Origin of the sequence: Moorena sp. SIO3H5 (genome assembly GCF_010692395.1) — a bacterium.
In the GTDB taxonomy this organism is placed as follows: Bacteria; Cyanobacteriota; Cyanobacteriia; order Cyanobacteriales; family Coleofasciculaceae; genus Moorena.
In genome coordinates this window covers 16,636-41,128 of record NZ_JAAHHS010000034.1, presented here as the reverse complement: position 1 = coordinate 41,128, position 24,493 = coordinate 16,636, and the positions used below count along the sequence as shown (strand labels likewise).

The window sequence follows — 24,493 nt, the reverse complement described above, 5'->3', positions numbered from 1 at the left end:
TGTCCTGGTGTGCTCTGTGGTTCTTTCTTCTGAAATCCTAACATATTCCCGTAGTAGTGTAATTTCATGCCTTATTGTTTGTTTAGCCTAATTAAAAGTTTTTCAGCTAATACCTGAACGTGAGGTTCACCAAGCATGGTGGTATGATTTCCAGGAATCACATGAACCTCCACGGTTTGGCTAGAAAGCTGATTCCAACCCCAAGTTGGATCCGTGGGAATTTCATCAAGCATTCCCAATTCATCCTGATAAACTTCCTTGGTGCGGAACAGGGTAATCCGACCTTGATAGCCTCCTTGTGGGAGATAACTCATAAAAGCCAATTCGTCAGCTTTAATAGTTTGAACAATCCCACGCACTCGTTCAATTCCTGAATTAGGTGGCAACAGATTGACGGTTTCCATCTGTTGTTTGAGATAGTTTAATTGTGCTTCGGGATTAAGAGGTTTTAGGGATTCATAAGAAATCTCTAGATTTTTCCCAGATAACATTTCTAGGATATAGGCAATATTCGTTAGCCATCGGGTATCATCCCAATCTAGCTGTTTTGGGGCGCTACCAGGAAGTCGGGCGGGAAGGTCAAATAGGGCTAGGAGGGCAACCGTTTCTCCTTGTTTTTGTAGCTGTTGTGCCATTTCAAAGGCAACCAGAACCCCAAAGGAATGACCCCCGAGGAAGTACGGACCAGAGGGTTGAAGGGTTTGGATGGCTTGGAGGTAGTAGGCGGCTATCTCTTCAACACTACCAAAGGGTTCCGACACCCCATCTAAGGATGGAGGTTGCAAAGCGTAAAAAGGTTGGTCATTTCCCAGATGACGGGCGAGTTGGTGGAAGTAGACCACATTGCCACCGGAACCAGGCATACAGAAGAACGGTGGCTGGGAACCTTGGGGTTGAATGGCAACTAAGGGAGACCAAGAGTGAGTATCAGTGTTTTGGCGCAGTAGAATCCCTAACTGTTCTATGGTTGCTGCTTGGAAAAGGGCGGCTAAAGATAGATTTTTGCCAAATTCTTTCTCAATTTGGACCATCAGACGCACTGCTAACAGAGAATGACCACCAAGGTCAAAGAAGTTATCTCGGACTCCAATGGCAGAAACACCGAGAATTTCTGACCAAATTTGGGCTAGTTGTAATTCCACCGAGTCCCGGGGGGCAATAAAACTGCTTTCGGGAACCAAACTTGAAGCATCGGGGACAGGTAAGCCACGACGGTTGACTTTACCATTAGGAGTCAGGGGCATTAATTCGAGAAAGACAAAAGCAGCAGGAATCATGTACTCGGGTAGCTTAGTCTTTAGGAAAGAAAGCAAATCATTGATTGTGGTTTTTTCCTGATTGGGAACTAAATAAGCAACTAGACGTTTGTCTCCTGGAATTTCTTCGCGGGCAATGACTACAGCTTCTCGTACCTTGGAATGTTGGACAAGTACTGCTTCAATTTCTCCAAGTTCGATGCGGAAACCTCGAATTTTTAGTTGATGATCAATACGTCCAATAAACTCTATATTTCCATCGGGTAAATAACGAGCTAAATCCCCAGTTTTATAGAGGCGATAACCTGGTTTATTGCTAAACGGGTTAGGGATAAACTTTTGCTCTGTCAGTTCTCGACGGTTGAGATAACCTCGGGCTAAACCCGCGCCACCAATATGCAGTTCTCCGGGTACACCAATAGGTACCGGTTGGAGATGAGAGTCTAGGATGTAGATAACGGTATTGGCAATCGGACGACCTATGGATTCAGGGGCATCTTTGTGAAAACTGGCGCGGTTAAGTTTTACCTCTCTAATTGTTGACCAAACGGTAGTTTCAGTAGGACCGTATATATTCCATAAACCGCCGACTTTTTCTAATAAATTATCCCCTAAAGATTGTGGCATAACTTCTCCACCACAAATGGCTTTTAACTCAGGCCAACCTGACCAGTTTGCATTCAGTAACATTCCCCAAGTAGCGGGGGTGGCTTGCATCACACTCACTCTATCCTTGGCTAGTTTTTCTGCCAATTTTCCCCCGTTCATCGCTACTTCTGGAATTGCTAAGGTTATTGTGGCACCTACTGTTAAGGGCAGGTAAATTTCCAGGGTATGAATGTCAAAACAAATTGAGGTGATTGCTAAGATGCGATCGCGACTACTCAACCCCGGCTCATGCTTCATCGAATTGATAAAATTCATCAAAGATTGATGGCAAATTTGTACGCCCTTCGGTTTTCCTGTTGAGCCAGAGGTAAAGATGACATAAGATAAATTATTGGGTTTAACCGTGCTTTCAGGATTGGCTTTATTTGACTCCGAAATAATCTCCCAGTCTGTATCCAAACAAATTGCTTGAGTTTCATTTTTGGCTAAGGAACTTAACAAATGACTAGAAGTAATCAGGACTTTGGTTTCTGAATTAGATAAAATATAGTCAACTCGCTCTTGAGGATAATTCGGGTCTAACGGCACATAAGCTCCACCGGCTTTAAGAATCCCCAACAATCCCACTACCATCTCCAGAGAACGTTCAACACAGATGCCCACTAATACCTCTGGTCTTACCCCCAGAGTTTGCAAATAATGTGCCAGTTGATTAGCTTGACAATTTAACTGATGGTAAGTTAATTTTTGCTCTTCAAATACTACCGCCACTGCATCTGGTGTCTTTTCTACCTGTTCCTCAAATAACTGATGGATAAACTTATCCCTGGGATAGTCAAGTTGAGTATTATTCCATTCCACTAACAACTGATGAGACTCACTTTCAGTCAACAAAGGCAATTGAGCAATGGAAGTTTCCGGATGAGCAACAATTCCCTCTAGTAAAGTCATCAAATGTCCGATCGCCCGTTCAATAGTTGCAGTATCAAACAAATCGGTATTGTACTCTATCGCCCCTATTATTCCCTCTGGTCGTTCCTCTAAATTAAAAGTGAGGTTAAACTTCGAGCAGCCCGAATCTACCTCTAACTGGCTAACCCTCCATCCCAGCTTATCATCAGTTAAAGGGGGCTGAAGCACAAACATTACCTGAAACAGGGGATTTTGGCTGACGTGGCGATCGGGATCAAGAGCATTGACCACCTGTTCAAAGGGCACATCTTGATTGGCGTAAGCGGATAAAATGACATTTCGGACTCGCTTTAACAGTTCTAGGAAACTAGGATTACCACTGAGGTCGCTACGCAAAACTAAAGTATTAAGAAAGTCTCCCATGACCCCAAGTAACTCTGGTCGGTTGCGTTGGGAGCTGACAGTGCCAATGACAATATCTTCTTGGGATGAATAGCGATAAAGCAAAACTTTGATAGCTGCTGCTAGGGTCATAAATAAGGTGACACCTTCTTTACGACTGATGGAAATGAGCTTTTCGGTTAAATCTTTTGAGAGTGTAAAACAAAGTCGCGAACCGGCAAAAGTGGTTTGTGGGTTGTGGGGACGGTCAGTGGGAAGTTGTAACTGGGGGAAATTTTCCAGTTGTTTCTCCCAGAAGGCAAGTTGATTGGAAATAATTTCTCCGAGTAACCACTGTCGCTGCCAAACGGCAAAGTCAGCATATTGGATGGTTAACTCCGGCAGAGGTGACGGTAAGCCTTGAGAAAATGCCCCATAAAGGGTTTCCAATTCCGGAAAAAATATACTGGTGAGGGATTCTCCATCCACCACAATATGATGCACTGCCAAGTAGAGCCGATAATCTGTTTCTCCAAGCTGAATCAGAGTGGCTCGCAGCAAGGGGCTTCGGGCTAGGTCAAAAGCAGTGCGAAGCTGTTCGGTGGCAATTCGCAACCCTTCGGTTTCTCGTTCCGTTTCCGGCAAGAAGCGCAAATCAACCACGGGTAAAGTCAAACGTGATGGGGGATGAATCTCCTGAACTGGCTGTCCGTTGACGACTCTAAATGTAGTCCGCAGAATTTCGTGACGGCGGATGAGTTCTTTCAAACTGTTTGATAATGCCTGGATATTAATATCCCCACCCAAATGAATGGTAAAGGTTTCATTGTAGATTGGTTCAGAGGGAACTAATTGGGTGATAAACCACAATTGTTCTTGACCAAAGGATAAAGGAATGGTTTGCTGTGGTGAAATGGGTTCCAGGGATGGCAAACGATTCGATCGCTCTTCTTGACCTAGCTGGGTAACAATTTTGGCTAACTTTGCTACTGTAGGACACTCGAATAAGTAATTTAGCCCTAGTTCTACCTGGAAGCGATCGCGCACTAGCCCTATAATTTTGGTGGCTAACAGGGAATCTCCGCCTAATTTAATAAAGTTGTCGTGAACTCCAATGGGAGAAACATTTAGAATCTCTGACCAAATTTGAGCTAGTTGCAGTTCTACCGAATCCCGGGGGGCAACAAAACTGGTTTCACGAACCAAACTTGAAGCATCAGGGGCAGGTAAAGCCCTGCGATCGACTTTGCCGTTAGGTGTTAAGGGAAAAGCTTCCAGAATGATAAACGTTCCGGGCATCATGTAGTCTGGTAACTTTTCCCAGAGAAAGCGGCGCAGTTGACCCGAAGTCGGGATTTGCCCCTGATTTGGACAAACATAAGCCACTAAGCGCTTATCCCCTGGTTGGTCTTCTCGGACAATCACCGCAGTCTGCCGCAGGTCGGGGTGTTGAGCGAGTGTTACTTCAATTTCTTCGAGTTCGATGCGGAAACCTCGAAGTTTTACTTGATTATCAATACGTCCGAGAAACTCTATATTTCCATCGGGTAAATAACGGGCTAAGTCCCCAGTTTTGTAAAGGCGGGACCCCTCTTCTTGACTAAAGGGGTTGGCAATAAATCGTTCTGCGGTCAACTCAGGACGGTTGAGATAACCTAAGGCTAGGGAAACTCCACCGATGTACAACTCACCAGGAATTCCCACAGGTACAGGTTGTCCGAATCGATCTAATATGTAAATCTGAATGTTAGCAATGGGACGACCAATAGGTGGTAGCGCTGACCAAGTGTCAGTAGAACCGGTTAAGGTAAATACTGTAACTACAACATGAGTTTCTGATGGTCCATATTGATTATGAAGGGAACAATCTTTTAGCTGGGAGAAAAAGCTGGCGATCGCTGGAGTAATTTGCAACTGTTCCCCTCCTGTGATTACTTCCCGCAGACTTGTGGGCATCAATCCCAAAGTTTGAGCGGTCTCTGCTAACTGCTGTAAAGCAACAAAAGGAAGAAACAGTCTTTCTACTTGTTTTGCTCTTACCAAATGTAGTAAAGCAACAAGGTCTCGTCGCAGTTCTTCTGAGATTAAGACCAAGGTTCCACCCCCACACCAGGTTGAAAATATTTCTAGAAAAGAGACATCAAAGCTAATTGGTACAAATTGCAGGGTTTTTGCCCTGGTTGAAACTGTTGTGTTTGACCGTTGCCACAAAATCAGATTCCTCAAGGCCAGGTGCTTCATTGCTACACCTTTAGGCTTACCTGTAGAACCGGAAGTGTAGATTACATAAGCCAAGTTTTCCTCAGAAGCAGTACAGTTGGGATTTAATTCAGTTTGTTGACTAACTAGATTCCAGTCAGCATCTAAACAAATTATTTTCGCTTTATTTTCCGGTAATCCAGCTACCAAGTTTTTTTGAGTTAATAGCACTGAAGCTTGAGTATCTTCAATCATGTAAGCCAACCGCTCTTGAGGATAACCTGGGTCTAGGGGAACATAAGCCCCACCGGCTTTGATAATGCCCAACAATCCCACCACCATCTCAAGAGAACGTTCAACACATATGCCCACCAAAACTTCTGGTCCGACTCCCAGAGTTTGCAAATAATGCGCCAGTTGATTGGCTTGACAATTTAACTCCCGATAGGTTACGTGTCGGTCTTCAAACACCACCGCTACTGCATCCGGTGTCCTTTCTACTTGTTCCTCAAACAACTGATGAATGCACTTATCCTTGGGATAATCAACCTGAGTATTATTCCACTCAATTAATAACTGATGACGTTCGGATTCAGTCAACAAGGGCAATTTAAAAATGGGCGTTTCTGGATTGGCGACAATCCCCTCTAACAAGGTCAGGTAATGCCTCGCCATCCGGTCTATAGTTTCAGATTTAAATAAATCACTATTATAATTCCATCGAACATTCAACTCATCACCCACTTCAATCATTTCTACAGAGAGGTCATAGGGAGCCCCACGTTGTTCTGCCAACAGATAAGGCTCAATTTGAAGTAATCCCTCTTGATAATCTGTATCATACCACTCTAGTTTTCGCCAATTAAACATCACAGAAGAAACCAGAGGATGACGGAAATTACTTTTCAGTTTCAACTGCTTGAGCAATTGACTCAAGGGATAATTATAAGCTTCATGTTTTAGGGCTTGGTCAACCGTATGAGCGACTTGAATCAGCAATTCATTAAAAGTCGTATTCCCGTCCAGATTCCCTGGCCTTGGCCAAAAGGCCACGCTACGCGAATGGGCCACGCTACGCGAACGCACAACAACTAAACTTGCCAAATAGCCCGCTACATCTTTAAACTCTTTTTTACCCTGTCGATTTTCTGTGGGAATATTGACAATAATATCTTTCTGATTTGTGTAGCGATATAACAGCACATAAAAGGCACTCAACGCAATTTGAAACAGACTAATACTATCGGATTGTAGTTGTTTCAGACGCGATACTAATTCTTGATTGAGTTTGAATTCATGGGAATCACTGCGATAAGTAACTACACTGGGGCGTGGTAGATCCGTTGGTAAATCTAAAATTGGCAACTCACCCGCTAATTGCTTTTCCCAATATTGCCAAAGCGTTTCTCCCCAAGGTGACTTCAGCATTTCTGATTCCCAATTGACAAAATCGGTATAAGCTAAAGGTTCTTTAAGTGGAATCCCCCCATATAATTGTTGGAATTCTTGTAAAAATAAATCTTTGGTAAAACTATCACTAGCAATCTGGTGAATCGTAAACAGTTGAACCCATTCCGTTGCGGAACTCTGAAACAAATATAATCGGATAATGGGGTCTTTCTCTAAATCATAGAGAATATCTGCACAGGCTAAAATTTCTTGCTTTAACCGTTCTCCACTCCAATTTTTAGCATCAATAACATGCATCGGAACATTCATCGTAGGATGAACAATTTGCACAGGTTCGCCCTCTTTATCCGTTCCATAAGTGGTTCGTAAAATTGCATGGCGTTCTACGATTTTTTGCCATGTTGCTTTCCAGGCTTTTATGTCTAAAGGTGAATTAATTTTTACCGCATTATACTCGTTGTAAGCAGTCTTATCAGGGGCGATTTGGTGGAGCAACCATAACCATTTTTGCTCCTCTGACATAGGATATATAGAACTGATAATTGAATTAACTATTAAATTACTATTTTTATTCATTTTGACTATAATTACTTATTTTAATCCAAATTAAATTATTTTTTTTATGTATAAATCTAAGCATTAAACTCAGAACAGAATGAGTATGAGGCTGACTGAGCGGTGTTATATACTGAAGTCGGTGTAGGTTATCACAAGTACTAAACTACCTTAGGAGGTGTTATATACTAAAACAAACCTACGCGCTCCATTTAACTGTACACATATCTTTTTTTGTATACTAGGAATTTATAGATAGTTTTAAGGTCAACACTGATCATCGGGTTCTCCAAAAGTCCAGATTCTTGTAGTCCAAGCTTTTGCAAAATGCGATAATCAGGTAGTAAGCTCTAGTCCCAAACTACGAAACTTCTCCAGCAGGGCAAGCACTTCCTTGAATATGGACTAATCTGTAATCTAGACTAATCTGACACGCGGTTAAGGGCCACAATTACTAACCAAGATTGCTGCTCACAGGGTAAACCAGGTGGGCGGTAGTAATGAGCAAAAATCTCAAATCCTGCTTGTTCAACACAGCGAGCCAAGCTTTTATATTCCCAACCTACAACATAGCGATAGCCGGTTGGACGAACACTATAACCCTCATGATCACCACGAATCATTGACATAACTATGGCACCATTGGTAACAAGCGATCGCTTTATATCCTTAAGTACCCTAACCATCGCAGCACGAGGAATATGAATCAGGGATGCATTGGCAAAGATCCCATCAAAGCTCTTTGGTGGCAGCTTGAGGTTCAGAAACGATTGCTGCCAAACCTCGCATCCTGAAAGCTGTTGCGCCATCTTCACAAATGCTGGTGTAGCATCGAGACCAATCACTTGATGACCCTGGTCTTTAAAGGCAACCAAGTCTCTACCAGGACCACAACCTAAATCCAAAATCTTGCCTGGATTGCGGGGCATAGCATCCACTAAGGCGTTGCGATTTTGAGACACATCGTGATTCCAGGTGCCTTCCCGAAAAGATTCTGCTGTTGCTTGATACTCAGCAATTGTTAGTTTTTCATGATCTTCCACAATAGTTCAACCTGGTGATACTCAACCAAATTCTACTATCTAGCTAATAACTGGATCATAAACTCAGCCGCAGTGATATAAGTTCGTTGTGAGGGTTGCTCACCTCTAGGCACCTGAACCCACCAGCCTTGGCACTGACCAGGGGATCGCCACAAGTCCAAATGGCCTATTGGTGGTGAAGCATAGAAACTGTCTTCCCCTGCCCCCAATAGGGCTGAACTCCAGTGGGTAAAATAATCGTGACTAATCCGGTGGATGGGAAAATTGCCATACAGAGGCACACCCCAGCCATCAATAGCGATCAATGCTTGGATGTTTCCACCCAGTAGCTGCCAACCCCAAGCTGCTGCGATCGCACCCACGACCCCAGCACTGAAGCTGATCAAGACTATGGGAGTTTTCACCAAACCAATGTGACGTTGCAAGAACTCTAAAATATGAATAGCTGAGTAAGCTGGGTAGTCTTGAGCTGGAAAAATTAAGACTTTCTCAGTCCAGGGACTTGATAGCTCCAAGCTTGCTAAAAAATCCTGAGTCAGTTGGGGCTCATGGATACCGGGGCAGATAATTAAGTACGGGGACATGATTAAACGCTAAAGAGGCAAAGAAGGGAAATCAGCTGGATGTGCAAGACAGTTAAGATTAAGAAATGACTATTGAGAAATGACTAATGACTCATGACCAATTGTCCCAAATGCCATCAACCTATCAATAGCAAGGTAATTACCTGTCCCCATTGTGGAGCAATCCTGAAAGCCTATGGTCATCCGGGGATTACCTTACACCAAACCACAGGACATACCCCCTTGTGTGAAACCTGTACCTATCATGCTGATGATACCTGTACCTTTCCCCAACGTCCCTATGCTAAGGAGTGTACCCTTTACGAGGATAGTTCCGAAAGTACCTCAGAGCCTGACCAGATTTATAATCCCCAGCGTGGCTTACTCGAATCCCTCAGGCTCTGGTGTCAAAGAAACCCAGCCTTACTAGGTCTATTGGTATTAATCGCTGCTAGCTTTTTCCTAGCCCTGATGGCAAATAGTTAAATGAAACTAAGTTTAATTTAACTAGTACTCCGTCAAAATTGAATCGACTAAACATTATAGTATTAGGCGCTACGAAATTGACAGATTACTAGTAGCGGCTGAGTCGGTTGGTATTGTATGTGAGGTGTCTACTTCTAACTGTTGTTTAACTGTAATTTTTGTTTCTTCAAGCACCTCTAAATCAAACCAGAATGTTGTCCCAACTCCCACTTCACTAACTAAGTTTACTCGGCTATGATGTCTTTCGATAATGTTTCTGACAATTGAAAGCCCCAATCCCGTCCCTTCCAGGGTATGAACTCGGTTTTCTACCCGGAAAAATCGGTCAAAAATCGCCTTTTGGTCTTCTGGAGCAATGCCAATTCCCGTATCAGAGATTTCAATTCGCACCCTGCCTTTTCCTTCTTGGTGATTAAGTTCTGGTTCTAATTGATAAGCACGAATTACCACTCGTCCACCAGGCTGAGTGAATTTCAAGGAGTTGCCCACTAAATTAGCCAAGACTTGGAGCAACAAATCGTAGTGACCCATAACTGGTGGTAAATCTGGTTGAATCTCCTGAGCCAGTTCAATAGTTTGGTCACGAGCGTTGAGCTGATAAGTGCGCAGGGTTTGCTCTATAGGTCGAACAATGTCAAAGGGTTCAAGTTGATAAATTCGACAAGATTCCAGCCGTGATAAATCTAGGACATCGTTAACTAGACGGGTTAGTCGGTCAGTTTCCCGATTAGCCGTGTCAAGAAATTCCTTGCGCTCAGCTTCACTAAGTTCTTCCCCGTAGTCGTGGAGGGTTTCGATAAATGATTTAATGTTAAATAGAGGTGTTCTGAGTTCGTGGGAAACATTGCTGATGAAATTGCTTTTTGCTTGATTAAGCTCCACCTCACGGGTGATATCCTGAACAGTGATAGCAATTCCGTTAATATTTTCCCGGTATTGGTTGAGTACCTTACTTAGCAGAATCCGAACTGTGCGAGAGACCGGTTTGCTAAGAGTAATACGAAACTCTTCACCTTCGCGGGATTCCCGTTCTGTTTCTGTCGCTTTCTCCGCTGTAGCCATTTGATAAAGCGGTCGTGTTAGTTCCATTGCAACCACATCAGGCAAATGGTATAAGACATTTTTACCGATAATGTCTTCCTCCTCCCAGCCAAAAATCCGCCGTGCTGTCGGGTTGACTAACATTACCTGAAAATTAGTATCAATCAGTACAGCACCATCGGCAATTGTGGAAACTAGAGTCTCTAACTTAGCTTTTTCTGCGGTAAGTTCTTCAATATTTTGCTCTTCATAGCGTTCTAAACGCTCTGCCATGTCATTGAAGCTAGACACCAATTCCCTCAGTTCTACTCCCGAAGGCATCTCAATCCGCTGCTTGAAATTACCAGCAGCAATATTTCTCACCCCTACTAGTAGTTCTTTAATGGGCTTAGTGATATTCAAGGCGTTGCCCACTGCACCTAAAATCACCATCACCCAGATCGAGATAAACACAGCAATAGTCACATCTCTGGTTAAATTGGAGGAAACCACCACCGTAGGGTTAGGGTTAATCCCGACAGCCAAAACCCCCAAGTATTTGTTTTCGTCAATTAGGGGAACAAACACATCAGTGACTTGACCATCAGGAGTCAGGTGCTGCCGTGCCATGGGCTCATCAGAGTTTTTGGCGTAGCCTTCGGGTAGCTCAATCCGACGCTTAATGGTTAAAGAATTCTTTACTTCTGCTGCGGAGAAAGGAATACCAAAGATTATTTCCCCATCCTCGTCAGCATAGAGAATGTAACGCACACTGGAGGTACTACTGTAGAAGCGGCTGGACAAGCGAGCTAGTTCGTCGAAATTATTTGCCGCAACATGAGGTTCAACGTTGGCAGCCAGCAAGAGACCGAGATCACGACCAAAGCGAGTATCGTTCATCCTAGCATCCTGCTGAATCGTATTCACCGCCCAGAAGGTCAAGCCACTCATGAGCAATGAGACAACCAGAGTTGCTGCTGCCATTAGCTTGGTCTGGAGGGTAAACTCCGACCACCAACGCCTGATAATGTCGATAAGGGTTTTTAGCAAAGCTAGCAAGGTGGGTTCAACTCTCTCAACAGGGAAGACAACAACACTCCTTCCAAAGGTAGATGCTTTGCCACAATCAAAGCATGTACTTTTGGCTATCCTCCAATTATAAAGCCAGAAAACCTTAGCTCTTGAGTGGAAAATAAAGATTATAGGTGTTAAGTGTTAGGTGTTAGGTGTTAGGTGTCGGGTTTTAGGACATAAAGCCTAATCCTCAACAAGCTATATTATGATGCTTAATGCTTCACTATTAAAGTTTTAAACTTTATTAATAAAGCATAATTTAACTTTTTTGATGCTTTAACACCTAATTATGATGCTTTAACACTCAATTATGCTACATAAAACTTAACACCATTAGCCTCAAGCCTGAGGCCTAACACCTATCACGTCATGACTCTTCTTACCCAGATAGGACAAAATCCCAAGGCCTAAGCCCACACTGCTAGCAATCACTAACCAAAAACCACTGGTAAATTCTGGAGATTGGTCTAATGCCCAACCTCCTAAAGACGGTCCAATCAAGTAACCTACTGCCCAACACTGAGATTCAAGGGAAAAGTAAACTCCTCGCAACGATTGTGGAGCTAAATCCCCCACCAAAGAAGAGGCAGAAGGGAGATAAATTACCTTAGCCAAGGCTAATAGTAATAAAGCACAAAGTGCTGGAATAACTGCTAGCTTAGAAACAACTCCTGTGAGCCACACTAACACAAATCCTCCAGACCACAGAAGTAAAGAAACCATCAGAACATTGGTGCGTTGAAAATGGTTGAGAAAGCGGGCAACAGGTAATTGGAAAATGGCACTAAAGGCGACATGCCAGAAGAAAATAAGACTAATCGTTTCTGGAGCTAATCCGGTTTCTGTTCCTCCTCCTGGCACAAAATTGGCAAAATAGAGGGGCATAATGCTATTGAGTTGAGCATCATAGGTGGTGAAGAGAGTATTCCCTAGTAACCAAATCATCAAAAAGCGATCGCTTAGTGCTTGTTTCCAGGATTGGGTAGGGGATTGAGGCACCTCTTGAGCATTATTTGTTTCTGCGATCGCTAAATAAATGACAACGAAGAAAATCACATAAAAAATACTTTTTAGCACAAATAAAGTACGGTAATTCCCAGAAGTGGCAATTAACTGCCCTGCCCCAATAACTCCCAATCCTAGTCCTAAGCTATCAGCTAAACGAGTCACTGAAAAGGCTTCATTACGCTGAACAGGAGTGGTTAGATCCGTGACCACTGCCTCAGTAGGCGGCCAATATAGACCAATCCCTAAACCCATCAGTAAGTTAGCAATAACCAGAGTTGGAAAATTATAGGTAAACGCTAAACAAAGGCTTGCTAGAGCAGAAACGGCTGCCGAGAGTAGCAAAGTTTTCTTGCGTCCCCAAAACTTGGAATCAGCCAAAGTCCCTGATATCAAGCGTCCTAATACTCCAGAAATTGAAGCACTTCCTAGAGCAATTCCAACTTGGGTGGCGGATAAACCAATCTGATTAACAAAAAAAATCGAGGCATAAACTAAAGTAAACCCTTGACCGATATGCAATAACAATCGACCGGTTGCCAGAATCCAAATCTCCCGTCTTAATGCTGGGATAAAAGATAATAATTTATTGAGCAATTTCCGTAAGGTTACAAGGTTGAGGGGTTGAGCCATTGAGCAGCATTTACAATTATTTACATATAAGTAAATAGTATAGGGTAATCGCAATAATCAATGAGGAAGCATTATGCTAATGACTATTGATCAAGAAGTGCAATAGTGCTGATCATCAAGGCTGAATAGGGTCATAGCTGCCAACCAAAAGATTCTATTGTGACAGTTGACGGGGTGGAATGTGGTATCTAGCAAGGTTCCCGCTTTTTAGTGGACAATAGTAAGTATCTGTATCCTAAATCAGCCCCCCTTGCATTCCTAATTAACTAGGAATATTGCCTATGTCATCGCCACGGCAGGGTCCTATCACTATTGCCCTCAAAACCAATACTTCTCAGTCTAAACTGTTGGAAGCTTTAGCCTTATGGCAAGAGCTAGGTTTACTCTCTGAGACTAGCATCGACATCATATTTAAAACTAAAGCTTCCCATCCCGCCCTTTTAGAGGGATTAGATGCTTGGTTACGTTTGGGTTTGCTCCAGGAAACCTTTGTTAAACGGTTGTGTCGAGAACATCTCACCTGTGCTTTACCAGAACCTAGTGTAACTCCAAAGGTTTCTGCTTTATCAGTCGCGAAACCAGCACCTCAACTAGTGTCACCTTTAGCTAATAATGACTTTGCACCGGAGACACCCAAACCGAACAAAGCCAACGGGATTGCACAAATGTGGCAATCCCTTCAAGCAGAATTCAGTGTCCGCTGGTTGCTATTCCTGGGTATGTTTATGGTGGTGGTATCCTCTGGGGTACTGGCTGCTAGTCAATGGGACAATTTCCCAGCTGCTGGACAGTATGGAGTATTGCTGGCCTATACCTTGAGCTTTTGGGGGATTAGTGCTTGGACAACCAAACAAGGGAATTTACCGTTAACAGCCCAAACCTTGCGAGTTGTCACTCTGTTGCTGATCCCAGTCAATTTTTGGGCAATGGATGGCTTTGGCTTGTGGCGTCATCCTTTAAATTGGCTAGTGGTAGCGGTGGCGACAGTGGTACTAAGTGCCATAGTACTAAGTTCGATACTCTTAGGTCGCGGCTATGGTAAAGGATTTTTACGATTACGACAACGACAATCATCCCCCTTACCCATTATTAATTATTTAGGTCTGAGTTACCTAAATTGGGCTTGGGGTATCCCAGGATTTCCCATAGGAGCAGTCTATTTGGGTATCGGTAGCATCATCGCTACCTTATATATAGAATCCAGAAAGAAAAATTCAGCGTTTATTTTTGATGTTGCTGGCTTCCCCATCTTAGTTTATGGCATCGGCATCCTGCTATTTAGAGCCATTTTTGTCATAGGTGTCGATATTGAACAACTGGGGTTAGCTATCGGGATGTGTGGTTGGTTTCTCTACTGGCTATACCAAAAGCCTCAGGCACCATCTCTCCCGGTCTCCCCGTCTCCCCGTCTCCCTATGACTTGGTTAGGGGGTAGCTTGCTGGTGGTCGGTTGGCTAGTTTCTGTAGCAGCTGAGTTTCCTTGGCAAGCCATGATTGTCAGTGGGCTAGGGGTGTGGTTATTTGTAAATCGTTTACTAAAATTTTGGCGACGTTCCGATTTAGCCGCCATGTTAGCCATTGGCTTACAGATGGTTTGGCTTTCATGGCGATTGATTCCGCCATCAATACAAAGCTGGCTACTGGAAACAGCGACTAGGTTAACCGATTCCCAAGAAACTCCCTATGTATTGTTGAGTTTAGTACTGTTTCCTTATCTGGTTTTAATTGTTGGGTTAGCAGATTGGTTATATCAGCGCAAAAAACATGATCTGGCAGAATTTGCAGAAGTCATTGCTCTAGGAATAGGAGTTAATCTGACTACTCTGTGTTTTTCCAATCCCCTGTTACTCACGATTAATGGTATTAATTCTGCTATCACTTTAGGGATTGTGACTCAGCGACGGGATAGGTTAGGGATTAAGCATCATCTGCGCTTAAGGGTCTACCTAACCCACAGTACTGCGATCGCAACCGTTATCAGTGCCATTAACTATCTCTTTCCCAACCTACATTTCGGCGGCTTTTCAGCAATTTTATTAGCCCTGATGGTAGCAGAATGGAGCTTAAGTTTAAAGATTCCCGCTACTTCTGACTATGTCAAGATCTGGCGAGAGAGTGCTTGGCACTTGGGTTTAAGTTTAGCTGGTCTGAGTTATGTATTATTGTGTGTCAACTATAGTGCCTACGACGTTAACCCAGATAGTTACCAGAGAGCATGGGGTCTGTTGTGGCTAATCACTCCATTATCTCTGACTGGGATATCACGTGGTTATCGCAGTTGGCAACCCCCTCAAGACAAGTTTGTGATCCGGTTGAGTGTAGTTGCTGTAATCCTATCCCAATTGCTGATCCTAGGAATACCAGGAATTAGGTTAATCAGTTTAGCATCCGCTACAGCACTGATGTTGGTTAATACCCGCTATTTAAAGCAATTAACATCAGCAGCAATTACCGTAGGATGCGGCATCAGCTTAGTCGGATTCCTGCTTTGGGATGGCATCTTTGGGTTTCCCCAACTGTCTGGACAAGATTGGTTTGTTGTGGGAGCGATCGCTATTTTCACATTATGGTTATCGCGAAGCTGGTTACTTCGTGTTAGCAAGATACAGGATAACCAATCACAATTAAAAACTTCAAATCAACAAGCCAACCTACCCGAAGGTAACGCCAAAGGTGAACAACCTTTAACCCTCCCAAAACTGTATGCACAAGCAATGGATGGGTGGGCGATCGCACTGTTTATTTTTCAGCTAATTCTGCTGACTTGTTATTCTCTGATAGTCTACATTGGGTTTGGGTCACCAACATGGTTTATGCTCATTGTAAATGCAGTGACCTTAGGAGCGATCGCCTATCGCAGTTTTCCTTATCCATCCAACTGGGCTATTTATGGGATTGGTTGGAGTGTGGAACTGTTAACTACAGAAACGCTGGGCTTAACAGAAGCGCTGGGCTTATTTGAGCATTCACTGATCAATTTAGCCATTGCCAATATAATATTAGGACTAATTGCTCAATTGTTAGGAGATTGGTGGCGACGCCGATCTAATCTCGACAAAATACCTAGTAGCTGGCATATTATTCCCCTGCTATACGGTAGCTTAGGACCGCTCTTAAGTTGGGGAACCTTTACCAATTGGACAGGTTTATTGTCTTTTGCCCTAGCAATAATTGCCATTGGGGTAGGGCGTCGCCGTGCAGAATTTAAACCTCTAATTTACCTTGCTCTATTTGGGATATCGGTTTCTGCCTATCAACTGTTGTTCTATCAATTATCCCAATTAGGAGGAGGAGCAAAAGGGGATGGATTGATTATAATGGCAGTGCTTGGCACTAGTATTATGTACGCCTATCGGGTATTGTCTCCTTGGCTGAAAAGATATCTACATTTTACCCCCAAAGAACTAAAGGTTATTTCCCATCTCCATTGGGTATGGAGTAGTTGTTTGTTGATAGCAGCAACAACTGAGCCGATTGAATCCGCTATGATGCTGGGATTTAGTACTGGCGCATTTTTAGTTATCTATGCTATTTCTCAAGGACGGAATCAGTCCAATCGCCTGCTTGGAGAAATCTGGGTTTATTTAGGTTTTGCTGAAGCATGGGGGATGCGGCTGTATTGGATAAATACCCCTGTGGCGCATCTGTTATCGGGACCATTAGTGCCTTGGAAAGGTGCGATCGCATCCTTAGTCGCTTACTTTTTGTATTTCCTACCTTGGGAAAATTGGGGTTGGTCGAAACGTCCTTGGCAAATTGCTGCTTTTTTAATCCCCCTGATTGCCATTGGCGAAAATCCCTATAGCGGTAATTTTGCTAGTTTGCTGATTATCGCAGCTTTCTATATTATTCTTGCTATTGTTAATCAGCAAATTCGGTTTACCTTTATCAGTGTAGTAGTAATTGACTGGATGTTGCTCCGTTGGTTTGGACAACTACACTTAACTGCTGCTCTTTGGTATGTTCTCCCCTTGAGTTTATCCTTACTCTATATTGCCCAAGTCGATCCCTATCTAAGCCAACCCCCCCAAAAACAAATACGTCACAATCTCCGGTTAATCGGGACTAGTATGATTTGTTTGGTTTCCTTTTGGACTGCTCAATGGCTTGGGTTATTAACTGGGGTAATTAGTGTAGTGCTAATTTTTGCTGGATTGGCGATGAAAGTAAGAGCATTTCTTTATGTCGGGACTGGAACATTTTTAATTAATGCGATCTACCAACTACTTATTTTTAGCGTTGATTATCCATTTTCTAAATGGGTAGTAGCGCTGTTTGTGGGAATTGGCTTTATCTGGATTGCCGCTACCTTTGAAACTCGCCGTGATCAGATTACAGCTTGGATGAATCAATTGCAAGGTTGGGAATAACTTTTGGTTGAAGGTTGAAGGTTGAAAGTTTAAAGTTAAAAGTTCAAAGTTCAAAGTTCAAAGTTTAAAGTTCAAAGTTGAAGGTTAAAAGTTGAAAGTTGAAGGTTGGATGAGGTTTACCAAAGACAAAATCACTGATGGTGACGTTTACGCTATGGTCGGTTTTTTATGACTTTTTCGCCCTTAGTCCCAATCTTGGATTTCCAAATAGATCATAAAAACCAATGCTGATTGATCGGAAACCGAAAAATTTAACAATCAAGACAATGGTAAATAGGGAGAAAGCATTGCTATCTCCCTATTTCAAACAATGGTTTAAAACAATGGTTTAAAAAACACTAGTTAGGCATCATTTAAAGCAGCAATTCCAGGTAGAACCTTGCCTTCGAGTAACTCAAGGCTGGCACCACCACCGGTGGAAATGTGGCTCATTTGCTCAGCAACACCAACTTTTTCGACGGCAGCTACTGAGTCACCACCACCAATGATGGTAGATGCACCTGTTTTGGTCAGCTCAGCCATAGAGTTTGCGATCGCTTCTGTGCCCTTAGCGAACTTATCAAACTCAAACACTCCCATCGGACCATTCCAGATCACAGTTTTGCAATCTGCTAAAGCATCCTGAAACACCTTCACAGAATCTGGACCAATATCCAAACCCATCCAGCCATCGGGAATAGCTTCAATACTGACAGTCTGGGAATTAGCATCAGGGGCAAAATTATCTGCAATCACCACATCAGTGGGCAACAGCAATTGTACACCACGCTCTTTTGCCTTAGCTTCTAAAGATTTCGCCAAATCCAGCTTATCGTCTTCCACCAGGGACTTACCCACACTCATACCACGGGCCTTGTAGAAGGTAAAAATCATTCCACCGCCAATTAGCAGTTTATCCACCTTCTCCAGTAGAGTATCAATCACCCCAATCTTACTGGACACCTTAGAGCCGCCAATAATTGCAGCTAGAGGCTTTTCAGGATTTTCTACAGCATTTTGTAAATACTGCAGTTCCTTCTCAATCAAGTACCCAGCTACAGAAGGACTCAGGTAATGGGTGACTCCCTCAGTAGAGGCATGAGCCCGGTGGGCTGTTCCAAAGGCATCATTGACATACAAATCAGCAAGGGATGCCAACTGTTTGGTGAATTCTGGGTCATTCTTTTCCTCTCCAGCGTGGAAGCGGAGATTTTCCAGTAAAGCCACCTGACCATTTGCCAAAGCACCAACTTGGGCAGCAACCTCGTCTCCAACACAGTCTTTACACATGGTCACTGGTTGACCCAGCAGTTCCGAAAGACGGTTAGCAACGGGGGTTAGACGCAAGCTTTCCTTGACTTGTCCCTTGGGTCGTCCCAAGTGGCTACACAGGATTACCTTTGCCCCTTTCTTAAGTAAATCTTGAACAGTGGGTAAAGCAGCACGAATGCGAGTATCATCGGTGATGGTGCCATTGTCATCCAGGGGTACATTCAGGTCTGCTCTGACCAATACCGTTTTTCCGGCTAAATCTGATTCACTTAAATTGGCTACACTTTTCTTGGACACAGTATTAATCTCCTAATTGCTATTGCCTGCTAATCCCTGACTATCAGCCGTCTTGCCGGATGATTTTACTTCAGAGAGTCGCTGTACATTAACTGGTAAGTCACCAGCTGAATGACCAGGACAAAAGGTATTCTTTTGTTAAGACCGTTCACATTTTACCGGAGTCCGGATCCTGGAGGAAATCTGTGATATGTTCAATACCGTTGTATTTCCGATTGACTCAAGTCGAGAAAGCCGTGAAGCTGCTGAGGTTGTTGGGAACATAGTGCAAAAGTACGGCAGCAATCTATATCTGCTGTCAGTGGTTGAAAAACCTGACCCTGATCAAGCTACAGCAGCTGCTCCCGAGGCAATGACATCCCCTGAAGCAGTAACACAACTGCTTAACGGTGCCAAAGCAATGTTTGCTGAGCAAGGCATTGAAGCCAAAACCCTGGAGCGGGAAGGAAATCCTCCCTTCGTGATCTGCGATGTGGCTGACGAAATTGGGGCAAATTTAATTGTGATGGGCTCTCGGGGGCTAGGCTTGACAGATGAAGGTATAGCTAATAGCGTGGCCGATCGAGTGATTAATTTGTCCCCTTGCCCAGTTTTGATTGTTCCCTAATTTGTGATTAGTCATTGGTTCCATAAAATTCCTTGGTTACTAATTGTCAATTGCCAATGGTCGATTTTCAATTAACTAATGACCAATGACTAATCAGCAATGACTAATGACTAATGGCTAATAACTCATGACAATCCAGTGGTATCCCGGACACATTGCCAAAGCCGAGCGAGAACTCAAGGAACAGTTGAAGCGAGTGGATGTGGTATTAGAGGTGCGGGATGCTCGGATTCCCCTCTCTACCCATCATCCTCAAACCGACCAGTGGGTGGGTAATAAAACTCGGGTGTTAGTAATCAATCGGGTGGATATGATTGAGCCAAGGATGCGCCAACTTTGGGAATCGTGGTTTCAACAGCAAGGGGATATCCCTTATTTCACTAATGCTCAACAGGGTAAGGGTATCCGAGCTGTGGCTAAAGCAGCCCAGACAGCTGGGGAGGAAATCAATCGACGTAGGCGCTCACGGGGAATGCGACCTCGTCCTGTCCGAGCTGTGGTAATTGGATTTCCCAATGTTGGTAAATCTGCTTTAATTAATAGACTTTTGGGACGTCGTGTGGTAGAGAGTGCTCGTCGTCCCGGTGTGACACGCCAATTGCGTTGGATACGTATTTCTGAGCAACTTGAACTACTTGATGCTCCTGGTGTTATTCCTGCCAAGTTAAACAATCAGCAGCAGGCACTCAAGTTAGCTATCTGTGATGACATTGGTGAAGCATCTTACGACAACCAACGGGTAGCAACAGCACTGGTTGCATTCCTGAAAGATTTAGATAATATGAAGGAGTACACTCTTTTATTAAAGTCTTCTTTAGAAAAGCGGTACCAACTAGACCCAAACCCATTAACCGCTGAAGATTACTTACATGGTCTAGCCGACTATCGCTATCAGGGAAACATCGAACGTGCAGCGCGGCAACTATTGGGTGATTTTCGTAAGGGTTTACTCGGAACAATTGCATTGGAAGTACCACCAGAAGTACTACCACTAGTACCACCAATGTAATTCCTTAGCATCTACAGCATCTACACAAGTAAAATTACAAGCCCGATTCTACTAGTGAGTACTAGCTAGTGAGCGTCCTACTAGGGAGTATTACTAGGGAGTCTTTCTAGATAGTCTTTCTAGGGGGCCTAAGTTCCCTATGGATATGTTTGTCTATAAAAGGAAAGAATTTAAGTCTTATTGAAGCAATATTGTCAATATCTATTGAAAAAGAAATACCAGAACTTAAGCGAGGAAGCGAATTGAGGAGCTAAACCTAACTTGAGACAGATGACTTGAGCTAATTAGCGTAATCAACTTCAGTAATATTGCCGAGGGAAAAGTTTTTCAATCAGTCCTATAATCAGTATTGAGCACCGAAACAGCTGATGCAGGGCTTACGCAAGAACTCTACAGGTAGTGTTAACAGTTACCCTTTAACCCCTACAGGTAGTGTGTCGATGGCTGAATTGCGTAAGCTCTGTTTACCTGTATGAATATATACTGCTATAAGCATCAATATTTCTTAACTAAAGTTTTTATTTGTTGACGGTTAACGGTTGTCTTGATTAGACCTATTGCAAAAGTACTGTCTTGATGCCGTGCCGAATTGGGGGAGCCACGGCAGTCGCTCATGGGGGTTTCCCCCAAGACCGCGCTGCATCTGTGCCCCATGGCTTTTCTGATACTGTTTTTATTAATTATTGTCTGCTGATCGCGTAGCGTAGCCGTTTGGACTAATCGCGTAGCGTAGCTGTTTGGGCTAATCGCGCAGCGTGGCCTACGGCCTTTCGGAAGTTCCCCGATCCGAAGTTGCCAACAACAGCAGCTAGCTCTATTGTGCCATTTGTTCCAAAATTATCCTAAAATCAGCCAAGATACTGGGCAAATTGTCTCGATTCAGCACAGGCACATGAACAAAGATACAAGAAGTATTGAGGTGATGCTCTCCAAGATACTTCAACACTTCGTAATAGAGTCCTTCGCAGACAAATTTACCAGCATCATGGCTAATCTCACATCCACTCAAGGCAGCTACTAGTTTCTCTAAGTTCACTGGGGTTTCAAGGCAGGCATCTTCACGAGTAGCACAGGATTCCACGGTTAATTTTTCCCGCTTAGTAGCCATGCCACAACAAATAATCCGATCGGGTTGTATTTGATCAATTTTGGCAATTACCTGAGCACTAGCTTCGGCAATATCAACGGGCAACTGTCTTAGAAAAGTCAGGGAAGCAGATAAATCATGGGTTTGAGCAATTTTTCCTAATAAATCATCAGAAGAGTTAGATACCTGATCCGGTAGCCAGGTTTGAAAGGATGTCAGGAGGATTTTTTTGTTCATCCAAGATCACCAATTAAAATAAAAATAGCTTTAATGTCTTGATGCAGTCGCTCATGGGGGAAACCCCCAAGACCGCGCTGCATCGCTATTTCAATGTAAGGGAAAGCAGGTTAATGCCAGTAATTGCGGTTGTAGACTACGACATGGGGAACCTGCACTCTGCCTGTAAAGGGTTACAGAAAGCTGGTGCAACTACCTTAGTGACAGATTTAGCAGCAGATATAGAACAGGCGGATGCGGTGGTACTACCGGGAGTGGGGGCGTTTGACCCAGCCATACAACATTTGCGATCGCGTAACCTGGAGCAGCCGATTAAACAAGCCATTGCCAGCGGTAAACCTTTTTTAGGTATTTGTCTAGGTTTACAAATTCTGTTTGAGGCAAGTGAAGAAGGTACAGAACCTGGATTAGGGATTGTGCCTGGCACAGTGCGGCGCTTTCGTCGAGAACCCAGTATTACGATTCCCCATATGGGTTGGAACCAGCTAGAGTTTACTCAACCAGATTGTCCCGTTTGGCAGCATTTATCGGGCAATCCCCGAGTCTATTTTGTCCATTCTTATTATGTGGACCCAGTTGACCCTATGATTATAGCCGCAACTACTACTCATGGGAGTCAAACCGTGACGGCTGCGATCGCTTACAATAATGTCGTAGCAGTACAGTTTCACCCGGAAAAGTCTTCTACTACAGGACTGCAAATTTTGTCTAATTTCGTGGCTCAGGTCAAAAGTTACTGCCATGATCGTACACTTGTCACCAAAGCCTGAAAATTATTCTTCTTTGAAAATTCTGCTACTACTACTGATTTAATCAGCACCCTCCCCACTGTCCTGTGTTTGGATGAGAATTTACGGCAATCGCCAACTGAAAACTTTGCCAGGACAAATTACCCGCCCGACGCCAGCACGGGTGCGGGAGGCAGTATTTAATATTTGGCAAGGCAGTGTAGAGAATTGCCGATGGCTGGATTTATGTGCTGGTAGTGGTTCAATGGGTGCTGAGGCTCTATGTCGGGGAGCTGCTTTGGTCATAGGCATTGACAAATGGGCAAAAGCTTGCTCAATTATTCGTCAAAACTGGCAACAGATGGCTCAGCCGCAGCAAGAATTTCGGGTGTTGCAGGGGGATGTGGTCAGGCGATTGAAAACCTTGGCTCCTCAGCAGTTTGACCACATTTATTTTGACCCACCCTACGCTAGTGATTTGTACCAGCCAGTGTTAGATGCGATCGCTCAATACCAGCTCCTCGACAGCGATGGTGAGTTAGCTGTTGAGCATAGCTCTAACTACTGGCAACCACAACCAATCCCCAATTTAGAAATTTGTCGCCAGAAAGTCTATGGCAATACTGCCTTGACCTTCTATTGCCCATTGGTTTAGGTCAGGGGTTTGGTAATGGTCAGGGGTTGATCAGCTCTCTTGATGGAAAAACTAACCCCCAAGTTGATTACCCCGTTGGTATTGCATATAGGCAGCAAAAAATAACCCCAATAGAGTAACAGGTATTAAGCCAAGGACAATCCCAACAAGCAACGGTTCTACCACACTAAGTCTCCTAATTAAGTTTTTTTACCTGTTTCTCATATTACTAGGTCTGATCAACCTTAGGGTGCTGCTGGTGCTCAAACAGTTATTTATCAAGCATTGTGAGTTCCATGGGTTGACATTGCGGGCGTCACACTCAGGGGGCTCTGAGGTCATGAACTAAGCGCTAACTTGGGTTGAATACTTTTACCTATATCCCAGCTTAATATACTAAAATGTATAAATTTGATCTATTCCGCTAGTATCAGGTATGTTGCGAATAGATAGTGTAGCATATAATACAAATACACCACAAGATCTTGATTAATGACTCCATAAATTTTAAGCTATGTTTATAAAGAAAAATAATACTTAGTCTAAGTATTTACTTATCATTGCTTAACACAACTTAATCAATGGTTCAGTTTTATCGAAATTACAAGCGCTTTATCGATAGTCAACTTGACAGGAGATCCATTGGAAAACCAGCTTGTCCAACCTAGAGTTCTAGTGCGGCGAGTCACCTTGATAGTACTAGTGGCTTTGCTTGCTATAAGTCTTAGCCTGATCGGAATTACCATGATGCAGGATTCCGATCCTTATGTACAAAAGGTTTTGTCCCTGAACGGTGATCCACTCCGAGGTAATGCTATTTTTCAAATCAACTGTGCTGGGTGTCATGGAGACAACGGGGATGGCAATGTAGGACCAAGTCTACTGAGTATCTCTAAGAGAAAGTCTGACGTCAGCCTGATTCAGCAAGTGATCAGTGGTAGAACACCACCAATGCCTAAGTTTCAACCTCAGACTAGAGATATGGCAGACCTGTTGAGTTACCTGGAACAATTGTAACTAAAGGTTAAAAGTTTAAGATTGAAGGTTAAAAGTTGAAGGGTTAAGATTGAAGGTTTAAGGTTTAAAGTTGTTCGCCAAGGGCGTCATGTAGGATAGGTTGAACGCGC

General features: G+C 43.5%; 16 protein-coding genes. 8 read left to right on the top strand and 8 right to left on the bottom strand.

What is annotated here, in order from left to right; all coding sequences use genetic code 11:
* Positions 1 to 71 precede the first annotated feature (71 nt).
* The 3 genes from F6K52_RS06220 to F6K52_RS06210 form a co-directional block, all read right to left on the bottom strand.
* Positions 72 to 7,289 (bottom strand): non-ribosomal peptide synthetase, encoded by a 7,218-nt coding sequence (locus F6K52_RS06220; RefSeq protein ID WP_293075429.1) that lies wholly within the window; start codon positions 7,287 to 7,289, stop codon positions 72 to 74.
* A 455-nt stretch (positions 7,290 to 7,744) separates the two neighbouring features.
* Entirely contained in the window at positions 7,745 to 8,365 is a 621-nt protein-coding gene (locus tag F6K52_RS06215) for a class I SAM-dependent methyltransferase (RefSeq protein ID WP_293075427.1), read from the bottom strand.
* 35 nt (positions 8,366 to 8,400) lie between these two features.
* A complete protein-coding gene (locus tag F6K52_RS06210; protein ID WP_293075425.1) occupies positions 8,401 to 8,949 on the bottom strand; it encodes a hypothetical protein in 549 nt (182 codons plus the stop codon).
* 93 nt (positions 8,950 to 9,042) lie between these two features.
* Between F6K52_RS06210 and F6K52_RS06205 the strand changes: the two genes are divergently transcribed.
* The gene (locus tag F6K52_RS06205; protein WP_293075423.1) at positions 9,043 to 9,414 is read left to right on the top strand and encodes a zinc ribbon domain-containing protein; all 372 of its coding nucleotides are present in this window, start codon (positions 9,043 to 9,045) and stop codon (positions 9,412 to 9,414) included.
* Between the two features lie 69 nt (positions 9,415 to 9,483).
* Here the strand turns inward: F6K52_RS06205 and nblS are convergent, their stop codons facing one another.
* Together nblS and F6K52_RS06195 are read right to left on the bottom strand one after the other, a co-directional pair.
* Positions 9,484 to 11,493, bottom strand: coding sequence for a two-component system sensor histidine kinase NblS (gene nblS, locus F6K52_RS06200; RefSeq protein WP_293075421.1), 2,010 nt, complete (start codon positions 11,491 to 11,493; stop codon positions 9,484 to 9,486).
* Positions 11,494 to 11,847: 354 nt separating this feature from the next.
* A complete protein-coding gene (locus tag F6K52_RS06195) occupies positions 11,848 to 13,146 on the bottom strand; it encodes an MFS transporter (RefSeq protein WP_293075419.1) in 1,299 nt (432 codons plus the stop codon).
* Between the two features lie 281 nt (positions 13,147 to 13,427).
* On the opposite strand from F6K52_RS06195, the gene F6K52_RS06190 reads away from it, so the two are divergent.
* On the top strand, positions 13,428 to 17,516 hold the full coding sequence (locus tag F6K52_RS06190; RefSeq protein WP_293075417.1) for a DUF2157 domain-containing protein: 4,089 nt from the start codon (positions 13,428 to 13,430) through the stop codon (positions 17,514 to 17,516).
* A gap of 342 nt (positions 17,517 to 17,858) precedes the next feature.
* Here F6K52_RS06190 and F6K52_RS06185 read toward each other — a convergent pair whose 3' ends face one another.
* A complete protein-coding gene (locus tag F6K52_RS06185) occupies positions 17,859 to 19,064 on the bottom strand; it encodes a phosphoglycerate kinase (RefSeq protein ID WP_293075415.1) in 1,206 nt (401 codons plus the stop codon).
* A gap of 190 nt (positions 19,065 to 19,254) precedes the next feature.
* Between F6K52_RS06185 and F6K52_RS06180 the strand changes: the two genes are divergently transcribed.
* The 3 genes from F6K52_RS06180 to F6K52_RS06170 all read left to right on the top strand — a co-directional run bounded on the left by F6K52_RS06180 (position 19,255) and on the right by F6K52_RS06170 (position 21,382).
* The gene (locus tag F6K52_RS06180) at positions 19,255 to 19,671 is read left to right on the top strand and encodes a universal stress protein (protein WP_293075413.1); all 417 of its coding nucleotides are present in this window, start codon (positions 19,255 to 19,257) and stop codon (positions 19,669 to 19,671) included.
* A 127-nt stretch (positions 19,672 to 19,798) separates the two neighbouring features.
* A complete protein-coding gene (ylqF, locus tag F6K52_RS06175; protein WP_293075411.1) occupies positions 19,799 to 20,680 on the top strand; it encodes a ribosome biogenesis GTPase YlqF in 882 nt (293 codons plus the stop codon).
* 576 nt (positions 20,681 to 21,256) lie between these two features.
* Positions 21,257 to 21,382, top strand: a complete 126-nt coding sequence (locus F6K52_RS06170; RefSeq protein WP_293075409.1) for a hypothetical protein — start codon at positions 21,257 to 21,259, stop codon at positions 21,380 to 21,382.
* 112 nt (positions 21,383 to 21,494) lie between these two features.
* Here the strand turns inward: F6K52_RS06170 and F6K52_RS06165 are convergent, their stop codons facing one another.
* Positions 21,495 to 22,004 carry a peptidase C15 gene (locus F6K52_RS06165; RefSeq protein ID WP_293075407.1) on the bottom strand — a complete coding sequence of 170 codons (510 nt, stop codon included), beginning with the start codon at positions 22,002 to 22,004 and terminating at the stop codon, positions 21,495 to 21,497.
* A gap of 113 nt (positions 22,005 to 22,117) precedes the next feature.
* Between F6K52_RS06165 and hisH the strand changes: the two genes are divergently transcribed.
* Complete coding sequence (hisH, locus tag F6K52_RS06160; protein WP_293075431.1) at positions 22,118 to 22,774, top strand: imidazole glycerol phosphate synthase subunit HisH; 657 nt, start codon at positions 22,118 to 22,120, stop codon at positions 22,772 to 22,774.
* Between the two features lie 73 nt (positions 22,775 to 22,847).
* Positions 22,848 to 23,387 (top strand): 16S rRNA (guanine(966)-N(2))-methyltransferase RsmD, encoded by a 540-nt coding sequence (gene rsmD, locus F6K52_RS06155; RefSeq protein WP_293075405.1) that lies wholly within the window; start codon positions 22,848 to 22,850, stop codon positions 23,385 to 23,387.
* Between the two features lie 51 nt (positions 23,388 to 23,438).
* On the opposite strand, the gene petG is transcribed toward rsmD, so the two are convergent.
* Entirely contained in the window at positions 23,439 to 23,552 is a 114-nt protein-coding gene (petG, locus tag F6K52_RS06150; protein ID WP_070395274.1) for a cytochrome b6-f complex subunit V, read from the bottom strand.
* Between the two features lie 456 nt (positions 23,553 to 24,008).
* On the opposite strand from petG, the gene F6K52_RS06145 reads away from it, so the two are divergent.
* Positions 24,009 to 24,383, top strand: coding sequence for a cytochrome c (locus F6K52_RS06145; RefSeq protein ID WP_293075404.1), 375 nt, complete (start codon positions 24,009 to 24,011; stop codon positions 24,381 to 24,383).
* Positions 24,384 to 24,493 lie beyond the last annotated feature (110 nt).